At 72.2% G+C, this 15,804-nt stretch carries 14 protein-coding genes; 10 read left to right on the top strand and 4 right to left on the bottom strand.

Annotation, left to right across the window (positions count from 1 at the left end; all coding sequences use genetic code 11):
• The first annotated feature begins 48 nt into the window (after window positions 1-48).
• Window positions 49-816, top strand: a complete 768-nt coding sequence (locus ACFVV1_RS13045) for a VOC family protein (RefSeq protein WP_389988900.1) — start codon at window positions 49-51, stop codon at window positions 814-816.
• Window positions 817-913: 97 nt separating this feature from the next.
• Window positions 914-2,317: a 3-carboxy-cis,cis-muconate cycloisomerase gene (pcaB, locus tag ACFVV1_RS13040; RefSeq protein WP_389988898.1), complete on the top strand. Its 1,404-nt coding sequence runs from the start codon at window positions 914-916 to the stop codon at window positions 2,315-2,317.
• Between the two features lie 53 nt (window positions 2,318-2,370).
• Here pcaB and ACFVV1_RS13035 read toward each other — a convergent pair whose 3' ends face one another.
• Window positions 2,371-3,573: an amidohydrolase gene (locus tag ACFVV1_RS13035; RefSeq protein ID WP_389988896.1), complete on the bottom strand. Its 1,203-nt coding sequence runs from the start codon at window positions 3,571-3,573 to the stop codon at window positions 2,371-2,373.
• A gap of 83 nt (window positions 3,574-3,656) precedes the next feature.
• Window positions 3,657-4,382 carry a GntR family transcriptional regulator gene (locus tag ACFVV1_RS13030; protein ID WP_389988894.1) on the bottom strand — a complete coding sequence of 242 codons (726 nt, stop codon included), beginning with the start codon at window positions 4,380-4,382 and terminating at the stop codon, window positions 3,657-3,659.
• Between the two features lie 226 nt (window positions 4,383-4,608).
• On the opposite strand from ACFVV1_RS13030, the gene ACFVV1_RS13025 reads away from it, so the two are divergent.
• The gene (locus ACFVV1_RS13025) at window positions 4,609-6,117 is read left to right on the top strand and encodes an APC family permease (RefSeq protein ID WP_389988892.1); all 1,509 of its coding nucleotides are present in this window, start codon (window positions 4,609-4,611) and stop codon (window positions 6,115-6,117) included.
• 53 nt (window positions 6,118-6,170) lie between these two features.
• On the opposite strand, the gene ACFVV1_RS13020 is transcribed toward ACFVV1_RS13025, so the two are convergent.
• Window positions 6,171-6,779, bottom strand: a complete 609-nt coding sequence (locus ACFVV1_RS13020; protein ID WP_389988890.1) for a GNAT family N-acetyltransferase — start codon at window positions 6,777-6,779, stop codon at window positions 6,171-6,173.
• Between the two features lie 208 nt (window positions 6,780-6,987).
• On the opposite strand from ACFVV1_RS13020, the gene ACFVV1_RS13015 reads away from it, so the two are divergent.
• The 4 genes from ACFVV1_RS13015 (at window position 6,988) to ACFVV1_RS13000 (ending at window position 10,340) form a co-directional block, all read left to right on the top strand.
• Window positions 6,988-7,416: a hypothetical protein gene (locus ACFVV1_RS13015; RefSeq protein ID WP_389988887.1), complete on the top strand. Its 429-nt coding sequence runs from the start codon at window positions 6,988-6,990 to the stop codon at window positions 7,414-7,416.
• 85 nt (window positions 7,417-7,501) lie between these two features.
• Window positions 7,502-8,152: a DUF3105 domain-containing protein gene (locus ACFVV1_RS13010; protein ID WP_389988884.1), complete on the top strand. Its 651-nt coding sequence runs from the start codon at window positions 7,502-7,504 to the stop codon at window positions 8,150-8,152.
• On the top strand, window positions 8,149-8,802 hold the full coding sequence (locus ACFVV1_RS13005; protein WP_389988881.1) for a DUF305 domain-containing protein: 654 nt from the start codon (window positions 8,149-8,151) through the stop codon (window positions 8,800-8,802). The genes ACFVV1_RS13010 and ACFVV1_RS13005 overlap by 4 nt, the downstream gene beginning before the upstream one ends.
• 290 nt (window positions 8,803-9,092) lie before the next feature.
• A complete protein-coding gene (locus ACFVV1_RS13000) occupies window positions 9,093-10,340 on the top strand; it encodes an ROK family protein (RefSeq protein ID WP_389988878.1) in 1,248 nt (415 codons plus the stop codon).
• Window positions 10,341-10,425: 85 nt separating this feature from the next.
• Here the strand turns inward: ACFVV1_RS13000 and xylA are convergent, their stop codons facing one another.
• A complete protein-coding gene (xylA, locus tag ACFVV1_RS12995) occupies window positions 10,426-11,595 on the bottom strand; it encodes a xylose isomerase (RefSeq protein ID WP_383759007.1) in 1,170 nt (389 codons plus the stop codon).
• A gap of 318 nt (window positions 11,596-11,913) precedes the next feature.
• Between xylA and xylB the strand changes: the two genes are divergently transcribed.
• The 3 genes from xylB to ACFVV1_RS12980 all read left to right on the top strand — a co-directional run bounded on the left by xylB (window position 11,914) and on the right by ACFVV1_RS12980 (window position 15,687).
• Window positions 11,914-13,395 (top strand): xylulokinase, encoded by a 1,482-nt coding sequence (gene xylB / locus ACFVV1_RS12990; RefSeq protein ID WP_389988875.1) that lies wholly within the window; start codon window positions 11,914-11,916, stop codon window positions 13,393-13,395.
• Between the two features lie 166 nt (window positions 13,396-13,561).
• Window positions 13,562-14,839, top strand: a complete 1,278-nt coding sequence (locus ACFVV1_RS12985) for a VWA domain-containing protein (RefSeq protein WP_389988872.1) — start codon at window positions 13,562-13,564, stop codon at window positions 14,837-14,839.
• Complete coding sequence (locus ACFVV1_RS12980) at window positions 14,839-15,687, top strand: hypothetical protein (protein ID WP_389988869.1); 849 nt, start codon at window positions 14,839-14,841, stop codon at window positions 15,685-15,687. The genes ACFVV1_RS12985 and ACFVV1_RS12980 overlap by 1 nt, the downstream gene beginning before the upstream one ends.
• Window positions 15,688-15,804: the final 117 nt, after the last annotated feature.

Raw genomic sequence — 15,804 nt, 5'->3', positions numbered from 1 at the left:
CCACGTATCCGCCCGTCCACGTATCCGCCCGTCCACGGAGGAAACCGAATGAAGCTCACCGCACCGGTGCCCGGCGGTCCCTGCTGGGTCGAGCTGAGTACCCCCGACATCCCTGCCGCCAAGTCGTTCTACGCGGCACTGTTCGGGTGGCGCCCCGAGACCGACCCGCGCGAGGAGGCGGGCGGCTACACCATGGCGCACCTCGGAGACGCGCGCGTGGCCGCGCTCAGTCCGATCTATCAGCCGGGACAGCCACCCGCCTGGACGGTCTCGTTCGCGACCGAGGACACCGACGCCACGGTCGAGAAGGTGAGGTCGGCGGGCGGCTCGCTGCTGATCGGCCCGATGGACGTGTTCGACCAGGGCAGGTTCGCGGTGGTCGCGGATCCGTCCGGCGCGGTGTTCTCGCTGTGGCAGGGGCGTGCCTTCGCCGGTGCCGAGCTGCTGAACGCTCCGGGCGCACTCGGCTGGGTCGAACTCGTCACCCGTCAGGCCGACCGGGCGCTCGCTTTCTATCCCGCGGTCTTCGGGTGGACGGTGAACGCCGCTTCCGGGAGCTATCCGCAGTGGGGCGTGGCCGGCGAGGACTTCGGCGGCCTGCTGGTCATGGACGACAGGTTCCCGCCGGAGGCGCCGCCGAACTGGCTGCCGTACTTCGCCGTGCCGGACGTCGACGCGGCGGCGGCCACCGCGCAGGGGGCGGGCGGCGAGCTGCTGATGCCGCCGACGGACGTTCCGGACGGTCCGCGGATCGCGGTGGTACGGGACCCGCAGGGCGCGGCGTTCGGCATCCACAGGGCGGGTGACGAAGGCTAGTGCCCCACTGATCGCGACACGCACGGACCCCCGTATCCATCGGTTCGACATCCGCCTGCCGGCGGGAACGGCGAACGGTCTTCCTGGAGTTCAGCTGATGTACGAGAGCGATGCCGGACTGCTCGCCCCCGGGCGGGCCGGCTCCCCCGCCGAGGCGGCCACCGGCGACGGCGCCTTTCTGCAGGCGATGCTCGACGCCGAGGCCGCGCTCACCCGCGCCCAGTCCGACTGCGGGCTCGCGCCCGCCGAGGCCGGGCGGGCGGTGACCGCGGCGGCCGACGCAGGCCGGTTCGAGGTACGGAGTCTGGCGCTGCGCGCCCGTACGGACGGCAATCCGGTCATCCCGCTGGTCGTCGACCTGGCCGCCGCGGTGGAACCCGGCGTCCGGCCGTACGTGCACCGGGGCGCCACCAGCCAGGACATCCTCGACACGGCCGCCATGCTGGTCGCCGCCCGGACCCTGGCCCCGGTGCTCGACGATCTGGTGCGAGCCGCGGACGCGGTGGCACGGCTGGCCGTCGCCCACCGCAACACCCCGATGGCCGGCCGTACGCTCACCCAGCACGCCGTGCCGATCACCTTCGGACTGAAGGCGGCGGGGTGGCGTGCGCTGATCCTCGACGCACGGGACCGCCTCTCTGCCGTACGGGAGTCGCTTCCCGCACAACTCGGCGGTGCGGCAGGCACGTTGGCCGTCTTCGACGCCTTCACACCCGTCGACGCAGCCGATGCCGGCGTTTCCGGCACCGATGCGTCCGGCACCGTCGCCACCGAGGACGACGGCCCGGGGCTGCCCCTGCTCCAGGCATTCGCGAACGAACTCGGTCTGGCCGAACCGCTGTTGCCGTGGCACAGCCTGCGGACCCCGATCGCGGACCTGGCGGGCGCGCTCGCCTTCACGGCAGGTGCGCTCGGCAAGTTGGCGGCCGACGTACTCACCCTGTCCCGTACCGAGATCGGCGAGGTGACCGAGGGGCAGGGCGGCGGTTCGTCCACCATGCCGCAGAAGGCCAACCCGGTGCGCGCCACGCTGATCGTGGCGGCCGCCCGTCGCGCTCCGGGCCTGGCGGCGACGCTGTACGGCTCGCTCGTCGCCGAGGACGAACGGCCGGCCGGGGCGTGGCACGCGGAATGGGAGCCGCTGCGCGAGCTGCTGCGGCTCGTCGGCGGGGCCTCGTACGCGGCAGCCGAACTCACCGACGGGCTGCGGGTCGTCCCGTACGCCATGCGGGAGAATCTCCAGCTCACCGACGGGCTGATCGTCGCGGAGCGGCTGGCCGCCGTGTTCGCCGAACGGATCGGCCGCAAGCGTGCCAAGGAGGTCCTGGTGAACGCCGCCGCCCGGGCCCGCGCGGAGACCACGGATCTGGCCGACGTCCTCGCCGACGTGCTGGACGAGGAGCCCGAACTCGCCGGTCTCGATCTGTCCGAACTGGCCGATCCCGCCCGCTACACCGGCTGCGCGGGCTCCCTCACCGACCGCGCGCTCGACCGCGGCTGACCGGTCCGGTGGACCCTGGGGTCTTTCGTGCGGCATGGTCCGAACGAGAGGCCTTAGATCAGCCGGCCCCCCCGGGCGATGACCCGGCCGGCCCGTACGACCATGGACGGAATCGGGCGGTCCACGACTGCCTCGGGCAGCGAACCGGCGGCTACCAGGACGAAGTCGGCCGGGTCTCCGGTCTCCAGCCGGGAGGCGGGCAGACCGAGCAGGGAGGCGCCGCCCTGGGCCACCGCCTCGTAGCAGGCGGCGAGTTCGGCATCGGTGCGGGCATCCGTGCGGTAGGCGAGCAGATGAGCCCGGGCGAGCATGTCGCCGTCACCGAACGGCGTCCAGGCATCACGCACGCCGTCCGAGCCGACGGCCACCCGCACGCCGTGCGGGGTGAGCCGTGCGGGGTCCAGGACCGGGTCACCGCCCAGGGCACAGGTGACCAGGGAGACGCCGGCGCCGGCCAACCGCGCCGCCACGGCGTCGCGTTCGTCGCCCCCGAGCTCGGCCACCGCGAAGGCGTGGCCGAGGGTGACGCGTCCCTGCATCCCGGCGGCGACGGTACGCCGGGCGATCTCGGTGACCTGGCGCAGACCGACGGGCCCGCCGTCATGCAGGTGGATGTCGACCGGTACGCCCTTGCGAACGGCAAGCCCGAACACGAAGTCCAACTGGCCGTCCATGTCGTCGTCGATGCCGATCGGGTCGAGGCCGCCGACGACGTCGGCCCCCTCGGACAGGGCCTGCTCCATGAGGTCGGCGGTGCCGGGCTCGCTCAATAGGCCGAGCTGGGGGAAGGCGACGATCTGGACGTCGAGGAGGTCCTTGCGGGCATCGGCCGCCGCCCGCACCCCGTGCACCCCGGAGAGGCCGTGGACGGGAGCGACATCCACATGGGCCCGCATGGCGCGGGTGCCGCGGGCGATGGCCCGGTCCATGAGTGCCCCTGCCCGCTCCTTCACCGGAGTCGTGAAGGCTGTCCTGGCCCGGACATCGCCCTCGATCAGGTCACGGAGCGTCCCGGCGGGTTCGCGGCTCAGCCAGGGCCCGCCCCAGGTCGACTTGTCGGGGTGGATGTGCGCGTCGACGGGCGAGGGCAGGGCGAGGGCTCCCGCGGCGTCCACGGTCAGGCAGCCGTCGGGCAGCTCCGCCGGGTCGTACGCGGCGATCCGGCCGTCGGAGACCAGCAGGTCACAGCTGCGCCCGTCGAGGGAACGGACGGCGGTGAACAGGACATGGGGGCGGGCGGGGGCGGGCGTCGCCATGGGGCGGGGTCTCCTTATGTGGTGCGCGTTATGTGGTGCGCGTTATGTGGTGCGCGACGTCGTGCGCGGGATGGGCGCCTTGGTCAGGGCCGGCGCTGGGGACCGGGACCCGTGGGTTCATCGGTGGCGGCGGCGAGCATCTGCATCGCGGTCTCGCGCGTTCCGGCCACATGACGGCGGGCGATCCGCTCCGCCGCCTCCGCGTCGCCGCTCCTGATCGCCTCGTAGAGCAGTTCGTGCTCACCGCACATCACGGGAGCGTCGCCCGGCTCGGAGGTGAGGCTGAAGAGCCGGCGCAACCGGCCGTCGAGCGGCGCCATCAGGCCCTGGAGCAGCGGATTACCGGACATGACGACGATCTGCTGATGGAAGTCGGCATGGACCGAGCTCAGTTCGCGGGTCCGGCGGGAGGAGTCCGCGACGCGGCGGGCGCGGTCCAGGAGTCTTTCCAGGGTGCGCAGGCCGTCCCGGTCGGCGCGCCGGGCGGCCAGCGAGGCCGCCAGCGCCTCCAGGTGTTCCCGGATGTCGAAGAAGTCCGCGGCCTCGACCGGGCCGAGCGGGGCGACGAACGCGCCCTTTCGTGCCCGGGCGGCGATGAATCCCTCGGTCTCCAGTCGCTGGATGGCTTCCCGTACGGGGATGCGGGACACCCCCAGCTCGTCCGCGAGTTCCCGTTCGACGACCCGGTGCCCGGAGGGGTAGCGGCCGTCGATGATCCTCTCGCGCAGTTCCACATAGACCTGGTCGCGCAGCGACTCATGTGCCGCACCGATGGTGGCGGTGAGGCCGGCGGTTCGGCTGCTGCTCATGGACTCGCTCCCTGCCCGTCGGAGCCGGTCTCATCCGGCTCCCGTGCCGTGATCATCGCAGATTCCGGAAAGGTTCCGTAGACCCTTGTCTGGTATTCGGTATACCAGATAGCTTGAGCGCCGCGCCCGATCCGGCCGCCCTGAACTGGTCTTTTCCGCTGACCCATGCCTGGTACCGGCATCAACTTCGGCGTCCTGCCGCCCGTTCGCACCTGAGGAACCACCGATGACGCAACCCTCGACGGCCGTCCCGCCGCCCGCCTCCCCCTCCTCCGACCTCCCGGATGGCGCCCCGCCGTCCGGCGGTCCGGCGGGGCGCCTCGCACAGGGGCAGATCGGCACCTTCGATCTGGTCTTCTTCGTCGTGGCGGCGGCCGCGCCGCTCACCGTGCTGGCCGGTGTCGCGCCGTTCGCCATCGGCATCGGCGGTCCGGGCACCCCGCTCGGCTATCTGGTCTCCGGTGCACTGCTGGTGCTGTTCGCCGCCGGGTTCACCGCGATGAGCCGCTACGTACGCAACGCCGGAGCCTTCTACGCGTACGTCGCCCGGGGCCTCGGGCGGACGCTCGGCGTCGCCACCGCCTACCTGGCGACGCTCTCGTACAACCTCGTCGCCCCCGGTGTCGCCGCCGGGTTCGGCTACTTCGCCTCGACGACCCTGAGCGATCTCACCGGTGCGGAACTGCCCTGGTGGCCGCTGTCGACCCTCTGCGTACTGGGCACCGGGGTGCTGGGCTGGCTGCGGGTCACGCTGAGCGCGAAGGTGCTGGGGGTTGCGCTGGTCCTGGAGGTCCTGGTGCTGTTGGTGATGGATGTCGGGGTGCTGGCGGACCGGGGCACCGACGCCCTGGACATCACGTCCTTCGACCCGTCCGTGCTGGCCTCCTCCGGCGGGATGGCCGGGATGTTCGTCCTGGTCATCGGCGCGTTCACGGGCTTCGAGGCGACCGCGATCTACGCCGAGGAGGCCCGCGACCCGGAGCGCACGGTGCCTCGCGCCACCTTCGTCGCGATCGGATTTCTGGCGCTGTTCTACGCCGCCGGGGTGTGGATCCTGATGGGCAGCTTCGGCACGGACGAATCGGTCACGATGGCCCGGTCGTCGGACGGCCCGCAGTTGACGTTCCACGCGGCCGACCAGTTCGTCGGCCGGTGGCTCGCCGACTCCATGCATGTGCTGATCGTGGTCAGCGCGTTCGCCGCCACCCTCGCCTTCCACAATGCCGCGGCCCGCTACCTCTACGCCCTGGGCCGCGAGGGTCTGCTGCCGCGCCGGCTGGGCCGGGTGTCGCCCCGGCAGGGCTCACCGGTGACAGCGGTCGTCACACAGACCGTCTTCGGCCTGGTGATCGTGGTGGGCGGTGCGCTGATCGGCGCGGATCCGTACTCCGAGATCTTCCTGTGGACCAACAGCACCGGCGTCCTCGGCATCATGATCATGCAGGCGCTGGCAGCGCTCGCCGTCTGTTTCTTCTTCCGCCGTGACCGGTGCGGCATGTCGGTCTGGCGGGTCGCGGTCGCACCGTTGATCGCCTTCGTGGGTCTCGCGGTCCTGTCGGTGCTCGCGACGCTCCACTTCGATCTGCTCACCGGGCGCACGGGTGCGGTCAATGCGGCGCTGCTGGTACCGCTGCCTGTGGTGCTCGTGGCCGGGTTCGTGGTGGCCCTGCGCATCCGCCGCACCGACCCCGAGCGGTATGCGCGGCTCACCGAGGTGGACGTCGAACGGGACTGAACGGCGCCACTCCGCGGGGACGACGCGAACGGCCGGCAGCGCCTCCGTCGCGGTCAGCCGTTCGCGTCGTCCCCGCGGAGCCTGGCGTGCAGATGCATGTCGTGCCAGCCGTCGGCGTGCAGATGGGAGTGGCGCCGGGTGCCCTCCAGAGCGAAGCCCGTCTTGGTCGCCACCCGGCAGGACGCCTCGTTCCGCACGGAGTGCGCGAGTTCGAGCCGCTCGAACCCGATCTCGTCGAAGGCCCAGCGTGCGAGCGCCGACACGGCCCGGGGTGCCACGCCCCGTCCGCGGGCGGCCGACAGTACCCAATAGGAGCATTCCGCCAGGCCGATCGCCGGCACCAGGGAACGGAGCGAGACCCGGCCGAGCACCTCCCCGGCCCCGTCGCTCGCTCCCTCGGGACGTACGACGGCCCAATGGGCGCCGGTCTCGCTGTACCAGGCGTCCTGCCACTGCTCGATCCAGTCGCGCGCCTCGTCCTCGGTTTCGGCCCGGCGCAGATGCCAGTGCTGGATCGCCGGATCGGAGAAGGCGGCGACGATTGTCGGTGCGTCCTCGCACCGCCACGGCCGCAGAAGCAGGTCGTCGGTGACGGCAAGAGCCGGTTGGGCGGAGTCCGCGAGGCGCCCCGGTGGAATGAGGGGCGGCACCAGGTACGGCATGGGCGCATCATCGCACGGCGGCGGAACCGTTTCAGGTCCGTCTGCCGCCCCCGCCCGCCTCCCCTGCGCGGAAGTTCGCGCAGGGGAGCACACACGTGACGAGGTACGGCGCGCGCCCGCCCGTCAGCCGGGGCCGCGGGCGTCCTGTCCGCACATCCGCGGCTCCCACCCCTCATTGAAACTTCACACGCCACGTACGATGGCGGCGATGAACACGCTGAGCGAACGGACGCACCGACGACGGCAGGGCGCCCACGCCTCGGCCGTTCTCGGCCTGCTGTTCGTCCTGCTCGCCATGGTCTCGTGCTGCTCGATCGCGCTCCCGGGTTCGGCCGCGCACCACCGGAGCACCCACACCGCGGCCGTCGACCGGGCCCTGACACCCGCGCACCCCGTGGCCGTACGGACCGTGGTGGCCGACGCCCCGGAGGGCCGGGGCACGGGCAGTTCCTGCCACGTGACGTCCGAGCACGCGACACCTGTCGTGCTGCCCGGCCAGAGCGCGCCCGCGGCCCTTCCCGGCGTGACCGCCACGGCCCCGGTCGCCCCGCTCACCGGCGCCGCCGCGATCCGCGGCCCGTCCAACGACGCCGTGCGGGACGTCGACCATCTCCGTCTGCAGGTTCAACGGATCTAGAGGCAGGGCCCGTTCCTCGGGACACCGAGGACGTTCTCCCGCATGCCCTCAGCTCCATCAGCCGTGTTGAACCGAAGGACATTCCGTGACTTCCGACAAGAAGCAGAACACCGCTGCCGCCGCACGCCGCGCCAAGCTGGAGGAGGCCCGCCGCAAGGAGCGGGCCCGCGAGCGGCGCAGCCGGATCATCACCCTCACCGCCTCCGTCGCCGTGGTCGCCGCGCTCGTCGCGGGCGGCGGCTATCTGATGTCCGCCGCCGATGACAAGCAGCAGGCCGAGGTCGAGGCCAAGTCCTCGCCCGTACGGGGCGAGCGGACCTGGGACAAGCTCACGCAGGACCATGTCGAGAAGCCGGTCGACTACCCGATGAACCCGCCGGTCGGCGGCGATCACCACCCGGTGTGGATGAACTGCGACGCCGACGTCTACACCAAGGCGATACCGAAGGAGAACGCCGTCCACTCCCTCGAGCACGGCGCGGTCTGGGTGACGTACACGAGCAAGGCGAAGCCGGCCGACATCGAGAAGCTCGGCGAGCGGGTGGGGACCACGCCCTACTCACTGATGAGCCCGGTCGAGGACCAGGCCGCCCCGCTGATGCTCAGCGCGTGGGGCAAGCAGATGACGGTGACGAGTGCCACCGACGCACGCGTGGCGCAGTTCTTCACCAAGTACGTACAGGGGCCGCAGACGCCGGAGCCGGGCGCGGCCTGCACGGGCGGGGTCGCCCAGTGACGTCCGCCGTCCGCTCCTCGCGCCCGATGATGGTGGCGGGCGGGGTGGTGCTGCTGCTGGCGCTGGGTCTGGTCGCGCTGATGGTCCTGCGGCCGTCGTCCTCGGCGGGCTCCTCGGCTGCCGCCGTGCCGGCGGGCGCGCCCTCGGACACATCGGTCGATGCCGGGTTCGCCCGCGACATGTCGATCCACCATCAGCAGGCGGTCGAGATGTCGTTCATCGTGCGGGACCGTACGTCCGACGTGGCGGTGCGCCGGCTCGCGTACGACATCATCAACACCCAGGCCAATCAGCGCGGCATGATGCTCGGCTGGCTGGAGATGTGGGGCCTGGCGAAGTCGTCCGAGGCTCCGCCCATGACGTGGATGGGGCACACCTTCACGCCCCGGGGCGACGGTTCACTGATGCCGGGCATGGCGACCGACACCGAGCTGGACGCGCTGCGGGCGGCCAAGGGCAGGGAAGCCGAGGTGAGGTACCTGAAGCTGATGACGACGCACCACCGTGCGGGTGCGGAGATGGCGCAGGCGGCGGCCGACGCGGCCGGCACCGAGGAGATCAGGAACCTGGCGGCGGGCATGGTCCAGGGCCAGGAGTCGGAGATCGCGCTCATGGCGGACATGCTCGAGGAGCGCGGTTCGACGGGCTGAGCGCGGGGACGTTCCGGCAGCCGGTGCAGACCTGTGCGGATGCGCCGGCGGGCCGTTCGCGGCGGAATCCTCCCCCGCGAGCGGGCCGGCCCTGGTCATGACAGGGCGACCTCCACATGCGGGGGGGGACCAGCCCGGTCCCCTCTGTCACCACTCCTACTGCACCCGCTGCCGGGTCGCCGCCCGCACCTCCAACACCCCCGAGAGCACGACGGGCCATGGCGGATTCCGCTGCGCGCTCCGAGCGGGCCGGGGCATCGCACAGGGGATCGCATAGGCTCGGATCCAATATGAAGAGCAACCTCACACCGCTGGGGCCCAAGGCCGACAAGGACACCGTGCGCCGGAGCAACCTCAGCCTCGTGCTGCGGGCCGTCCATGACGAGGCCGAGGGCGAAGCGACCAGGGCCGGGGTTGCCGCGCGGGTGGGACTGACCCGGGCCGCGGTGTCCTCGCTCGTCGAGCAGCTCCTGGACATCGGGTTCCTCACCGAGTCCGGCAAGACCTTCAGCGGGCAGGCGGGCCGCCCCGGGACCGCGCTCAAGGTGGCGCGCACGGGGCCCGCCGGGCTCGGCGTGGAGGTCAACATCGACTATGTGTCGGTGTGCGTCGTCGATCTGGCGGGCACCGGCCGGGTACGGCTCACCGAGCACCTGGACAACCGCGGCGCACCGCCCGCGGAGGTGCTGGCGCGGGCGGCCGAGATCGCGGCGCGCACCCTGGAGTCGGCCCGCGAGCAGGATCTGTTCCCGGTCGGGGTGACGCTCGCGCTTCCCGGTCTGGTCTCCGGCGGCGCGGTGCGCCAGGCACCCAACCTGGGCTGGAACCAGGTTCCCGCCGGGGAGCTCTTCGCCGCTTCGCTCGCCGCCGAACGCCCCGGTCGCGAGGCGCTGCCGGTGAGTTCGGAGAACGAGGCCAATCTGGCGGCGCTGGCCGAGCTCTGGTTCGGCGGACTCGGCCCGATCCGCAGTTTCCTCTATCTGACGGGTGAGATCGGCGTCGGCGGCGCCCTGGTCATCGACGGTGAACTGCTGCGCGGGGCGCACGGGTTCGCCGGGGAGATCGGGCATGTGGTGGTCGACGCGGAGGGACCGGAGTGCCGGTGCGGCTCGCGTGGCTGCCTGGAGCAGTACGCAGGACAGGCGGCGCTCCTGCGGGCCGCCGGGATCGAGGAGCCCGGCAGCGGTGCCGGGGTGGCCGAGCTGGAGCGGCACGTCCGGGCCGGGGACGAGCGGGCGGTGGCCGCTGTCGCGGAGGCCGGCCGGATGCTGGGGCGGGTGCTGTCCGGGACGGTGAATCTGCTCGACCCGGACGCGGTGGTGCTCGGCGGGATCTACCGGAACCTGATGCCGTGGCTGTCACCGCCCGCCGACGAGGAGCTCACCGGCCGCGTGGTGTCCGGGCTCTGGTCCCCGGGGAGCGGCCGGCTGCGCGCCTCGTCCGTCGCGGGTGACGCTGCGCGGGGCGCTGCGGCGCTGGTGATGACGGCGGTACTGGCCGACCCGGTGGCGTACGCGGGCGGCCGGGCGGCCTGCTGATCCACGCGAACGAGTGCGGGCCGGGCACCCGGTCCGCTCCGGTGTCCGGCCCGCGCACCCGCTCCCGCGTCACCGCGGGAGGAGGTCAGCGGACCCCGAGCAGGTGGTCCATCGCCAGCTGGTCCAGGACCTCGAACGCCATCCCTCGTTCCGCCGCCGCGTTCACATCGAACTCCTCGAACGCCGACCGGTCGGCCAGCAGCCCGGCCACGCCGTCCTCGGCGGTCGGGCGGGCCAGCTCGTCGAGCCGGGACGTGCGCAGTGCCTCCTGTACTGCGGGGTCGGCGCGGAAGGCGGCGGCGCGCTCCTTGAGGATCAGGTAGTTGCGCATGCAGCCGGCGGCCGAGGCCCAGACACCGTCGTAGTCCTCGGTCCGCGGCGGCTTGAAGTCGAAGTGCCGCGGCCCCGCGTAACCGGCCGTCTCCAGCAGGTCGACGAGCCAGAACGCCTGGCGCAGGTCACCCGCACCGAAGCGCAGGTCCTGGTCGTACTTGATGCCGGACTGGCCGTTCAGGTCGATGTGGAAGAGCTTGCCCGCCCAGAGCGCCTGCGCGATGCCGTGCGGGAAGTTGAGCCCGGCCATCTGCTCGTGCCCGGTCTCGGGGTTGACGCCGACCAGTTCCGGGCGCTCGAGGCGCTCGATGAAGGCGAGCGCGTGACCGATGGTCGGCAGCAGGATGTCGCCGCGCGGCTCGTTCGGCTTGGGCTCGATGGCGAACTTCAGGTCGTACCCCTGCTCCGTGACGTAGTCGCCGAGCAGGTCGAAGGCTTCCTTCATGCGGTCGAGGGCGACCCGGATGTCCTTGGCGGCGCCGGACTCGGAGCCCTCGCGACCACCCCAGGCCACATAGGTGGTGGCGCCGAGCTCGACGGCGAGGTCGATGTTGCGCAGGGTCTTGCGCAGGGCGTACCGGCGTACGTCCCGGTCGTTGGCGGTGAACGCGCCGTCCTTGAACACCGGGTGGGTGAAGAGGTTCGTCGTCGCCATGGGGACGACGAGTCCGGCCGCGTCCAGCGCCTGCCGGAACCGCTTCACGATCCCTTCGCGCTCGGTGTCCGTCGAACCGAACGGGATCAGGTCGTCGTCGTGGAATGTCACACCGTACGCACCGAGCTCCGCGAGCCGCCGCACGGAGTCGACAGGGTCGATCGCGGTCCGGGTCGCATCGCCGAAGGGGTCGCGCCCCTGCCAGCCCACCGTCCACAGTCCGAAGGTGAACTTGTCCTCGGGGGTGGGCGTGAAGCGTTCCGTCATCGTCTGGCCGCCTTCAGTGCTCTCGGGTTCCATGACCGGTCGAGGTGGCCGAACCCTATTTGTTTACTGTCATGACTAATCATGCACGGGGGCACCCCGGGCAGGTAACCCCCCATCGGGGGAAATTGGAAGCGATCACTGTCCCCGGAGGCCACGATCGCGTAATTTGTTTACCGTACGATCAAATGGATGTGGCGGCGCCCCGTCCCGGAAGCCGCACCCCGAGGCGATGTACGCACCGCAGCCGGCCCCCGCAGCCCTTCCCCCGCGCTCTGCTCCCCGCTCCCCGCTCCCCGCAGCACAGGAATGAGGTCACCCATGCCGCCGCGTACCGTCGTCATCGGGGTGGACAGCTCCACCCAGTCCACCAAAGCCGCCTTCGTCGATACCGGAACGGGCCGGCTGCTGGCCGTCGGCCGTGCGCCGCACGTCGTCACCGGCGAGGCGGGCGCCCGCGAGAGCGACCCGGAGGTGTGGTGGCAGGCGCTGCGCGACGCCGTCGCCGCCGGGCTGAAGGAGTCCGGCGTCGCCGCCTCCGCGGTGGCCGGTATCGCGGTCGCCGGGCAGCAGCACGGGCTGGTCGTCCTCGACCGGGCGGGGCGTCCGCTGCGCCCGGCAATGCTGTGGAACGACACCCGCTCCGCGCCGCAGGCCGCCGCCCTCACCGCGGCACTGGGCGGGGCCGCGGCCTGGACCGCGCGGACCGGTTCGGTGCCGGTGGCCTCCATCACCGCGTCGAAGTGGCAGTGGCTGCGGGAGCACGAACCGGAGAACGCCGCCGCGGCCGCGGCCGTCCGCCTCCCCCACGACTTCCTGACCGAACGCCTCGCCGGCGCCGCCGTAACCGACCCCGGTGACGCCTCGGGCACCGGCTGGTACTCCACGGCGACCGGTGCGTACGATCCCGAGCTGCTCGAACTCATCGGCCTGGACGCCGCGTTGCTGCCCGAGGTGGCCGAGACCGGGGCGACGCGCATCGGCTCGCTCACCGAGGAGGCGGCCGACGCGCTCGGCCTGCCCGCCACAATCGCCGTGGCCGCGGGAACCGGGGACAACATGAGCGCGGCCGTCGGCCTCGGGCTGGGCGGCGCCGGACTGCTGGACCACCCCGTGCTCAGCCTCGGAACCTCGGGAACGGTCTTCGCCGCGTCCCGGACCCGGCCGGCGTCGACGGCGCTCTCCGGCTTCGCCGCGGCGGACGGTACGTACCTCCCGCTGGCCTGCACCCTCAACTGCACGCTCGCCGTGGACAAGGTCGCCGCACTGCTCGGCCTGGACCGCGACGACGCGGCCCCCGGTGGCGAGGTGGTGCTCCTCCCCTACCTCGACGGCGAACGCACCCCCGATCTCCCGCACGCCTCCGGCTTCCTCACCGGGCTTCGGCACGACACCACCCCGCAGCAACTCCTCGGCGCCGCCTACGAGGGCGCGGTCGTCACCGTGCTGCGCGCCCTCGACGAACTCCTGCTGGCCTGCGGCCTCGACCCGGCCGACCCCGAGGTGGCCGCCCGGCCGCTGCGCCTGATCGGCGGCGGCGCCCAGGGACGCACCTGGGTGCAGACGGTACGGCGGCTCTCCGGCCGGCCGGTGATCGTGCCCGGCGGCGGCGAACTGGTGGCCCTGGGCGCAGCCGCACTGGCCGCCGCGGCGGCAACGGGCGGGGACCCGGTCACGATCGCCACCGGCTGGAGGACCGAGGAGGATACCCAACTGCCCGTCGCCGAACGGGACTCGGGCACCTGGGGGCGGGTAGGCTCGGTGCTGGAGCGGGCCGCGGGCCCCTTGCTGGGCGGTGTCTGACAGCTGTGCGCCCGTACACCCGCACGCCGCGCGCACCATGCACACTGCGCACACCATGTACACCGTGCAAGCGTCACTGACCTGCTGTCACCTCCCCCTCAGCGCACACCCGGCGACGGCCCGGACCGGTTTGGGGAAGCGAAGCGATCTTCACTAGTATCCGGCGATGATCATAAGAAGAAGGCTGACGGTCGGGGTGGGCATTCTGCTCGCCACCCTGACCGCCGGGCTCGGTTCGGCACTCCCCGCCGCAGCCGGTGAAACCCCCACCAAAGCCTCCCCCAAGGTCGAGCTCGTGCTCGACGTCAGTGGTTCCATGCGGACGCGTGACATCGACGGCCAGTCCCGGATGACCGCGGCGAAGCAGGCGTTCAACGAGGTCCTGGACGCGGTGCCCGAGCAGGTGGAGCTCGGCATCCGGACGCTCGGCGCCGACTACCCGGGCGATGACCGGAAGGTCGGTTGCAAGGACACCAAGCAGCTCTACCCGGTCGGCCCGCTGGACCGCACCGAGGCGAAGACCGCCGTCGCCACCCTGGCCCCCACCGGCTGGACCCCGATCGGCCCGGCCCTGCTGGGCGCCGCCGACGACCTCGAAGGCGGCGACTCCACCCGCCGGATCGTGCTGATCAGCGACGGCGAGGACACCTGCGGCCCGCTGGATCCGTGCGAGGTGGCACGTGACATTGCAGCCCGCGGTATCCATCTCGTCATCGACACGCTGGGTCTGGTGCCGAACGCGAAGATCCGCGAGCAGCTGACCTGCATCGCCGAGGCCACCGGCGGCACCTACACCGCCGTCCAGCACGCCGATGAACTCTCCGGCCGCGTCAAGCAGTTGGTCGACCGGGCCGCCGAGCCCGTCGTCACACCCGTGGCAACCGAGGGCGCGGACCGCTGCTCCACGGCACCCCAGCTCAAGGCCGGCCTGTTCACCGACCGCGAGAAGTTCGGCGAGCACCGCTGGTACCGGGTGGACGTGCTTCCCGGCCAGGAACTACGCGCTTCCGTCAGCGTCTTTGCCGACCGTGCCGTGAACAACGACTACGGGGTGCTGCTGCGAGCGGTGACCGTACACGGCCGGGAAATCGTCCGGGGCTCGGAGTCGGGCACCGGCCGCACCGATGCGATCTCCTCCGGTCTGCGCTACCCGAAGCCCGAGCAGGACGACACGGACAACGGCGACAAGCCCGCCGCCGAGACCGTATGCCTCCAGGTCAGCAACTCCTTCTCGGCCCCCGCCTCGGTGAAGACCACGCCGGGCATGCCCGTCGAGCTGACTGTGGACCTGGTGGACGCCCCGGACGACGCGGCCGACGTCGCCGCGTTCGGTCTCGGCCGCGGCTGGTGGCTGCTCGGCGTACTGGTTCTCACCGGACTGGTCGCGGGACTGCTGACCGGCTGGATCTCGCGCTGGCGCATCGCCGTCTGGAGGACCAACTGATGACGCTTACGAAACGTGTACTCGCGGGTGCGCTGCTGACCGGCCTCGCCCTGCTGACCTCGGCGGGCGCCGCCTCGGCCGACGACCCGTCGGCGAGCCCGAGCCCGAGCGCCTCCGACGGCGCGTCCGGCCCCACCGAGGCCGGCACCACCTTCCGCACGGCGACGGCGATCCAGCAGAACCAGCGCGCCACCGCCGGGGCGTCCACGGGTGACTACCTGTATTGGGTGTTCCCCGCCGACGCGGGCCAACGCGCCACCGTCAAGGCGGAGATCACGTTGCCGGAGAGCGCCACCCGGCACGGCGCGTCGACCTGGCAGGTCGACGTGTACGACGGGCTGCGGCGCCGGCAGGCCTGCATGTACGGCCGCCAGACCGGGAAGGCGGCCGCCGACGCGTCGACGGTCGAGCTGACCTGCGTACTGCGGACCGTCCGCGCCTGGTCCGAGCCGTGGGCCAACGACCCGCTGCCGGGCAGCTATTACGTACGTCTCACGGTCGTCGACCTGCCCTCGGCGGACCTCGGTCTGCCGGTACGGACCGAGGTCGAGGTCACGTCGGTCGACAAGGGCGGCTCCGGGGACGTCGACGGCATGCTCGCCCAGCCGCTGGTCCCCGGCGTGTCCTCGGTCGAGCAGGCCTCGGACGCCTCGGCCACGAGTGACGACACCGCGCCTGCCAAGGTGGCGCTCGGCAGCGAGCCGGAGGACGGCTGGGCGTCGGGCTGGTGGACCGACCGCTGGCTGTGGACGGTCGGCGGCGGAGTCCTGGGGGCACTCGCGGCCGTCTTCGGCTACTCCCTCACGCGCGGCACCGGCCGCCCGTCCCGGGTCCCGTCCGGCCTCTGACCGGCACACCGCAGGACGGGCCCCGGACCACGAGCCCAGCGCACCGCCGGGCGGGTTCCGGACCCGTCCGGCGGTGCCGGGCGCCTCCCGGCGCGGCAGCCGCTACCCTCGACAACT

The organism is Streptomyces sp. NPDC058092 (assembly GCF_042884935.1).
Classification (GTDB): Bacteria; Actinomycetota; Actinomycetes; order Streptomycetales; family Streptomycetaceae; genus Streptomyces.
Note: the sequence above shows the minus strand (reverse complement) of the source record. Positions and strands in the feature narration are given on the sequence as shown.

Coding starts and splice junctions, on each gene's coding strand:
- ACFVV1_RS13045 (WP_389988900.1), top strand. CDS start 49: ATGAAGCTCACCGCACCGGTGCCCGGCGGTCCCTGCTGGGTCGAGCTG.
- pcaB (WP_389988898.1), top strand. CDS start 914: ATGTACGAGAGCGATGCCGGACTGCTCGCCCCCGGGCGGGCCGGCTCC.
- ACFVV1_RS13035 (WP_389988896.1), bottom strand. CDS start 3,573: ATGGCGACGCCCGCCCCCGCCCGCCCCCATGTCCTGTTCACCGCCGTC.
- ACFVV1_RS13030 (WP_389988894.1), bottom strand. CDS start 4,382: ATGAGCAGCAGCCGAACCGCCGGCCTCACCGCCACCATCGGTGCGGCA.
- ACFVV1_RS13025 (WP_389988892.1), top strand. CDS start 4,609: ATGACGCAACCCTCGACGGCCGTCCCGCCGCCCGCCTCCCCCTCCTCC.
- ACFVV1_RS13020 (WP_389988890.1), bottom strand. CDS start 6,779: ATGCCGTACCTGGTGCCGCCCCTCATTCCACCGGGGCGCCTCGCGGAC.
- ACFVV1_RS13015 (WP_389988887.1), top strand. CDS start 6,988: ATGAACACGCTGAGCGAACGGACGCACCGACGACGGCAGGGCGCCCAC.
- ACFVV1_RS13000 (WP_389988878.1), top strand. CDS start 9,093: ATGAAGAGCAACCTCACACCGCTGGGGCCCAAGGCCGACAAGGACACC.
- xylA (WP_383759007.1), bottom strand. CDS start 11,595: ATGACGGAACGCTTCACGCCCACCCCCGAGGACAAGTTCACCTTCGGA.
- xylB (WP_389988875.1), top strand. CDS start 11,914: ATGCCGCCGCGTACCGTCGTCATCGGGGTGGACAGCTCCACCCAGTCC.
- ACFVV1_RS12985 (WP_389988872.1), top strand. CDS start 13,562: ATGATCATAAGAAGAAGGCTGACGGTCGGGGTGGGCATTCTGCTCGCC.
- ACFVV1_RS12980 (WP_389988869.1), top strand. CDS start 14,839: ATGACGCTTACGAAACGTGTACTCGCGGGTGCGCTGCTGACCGGCCTC.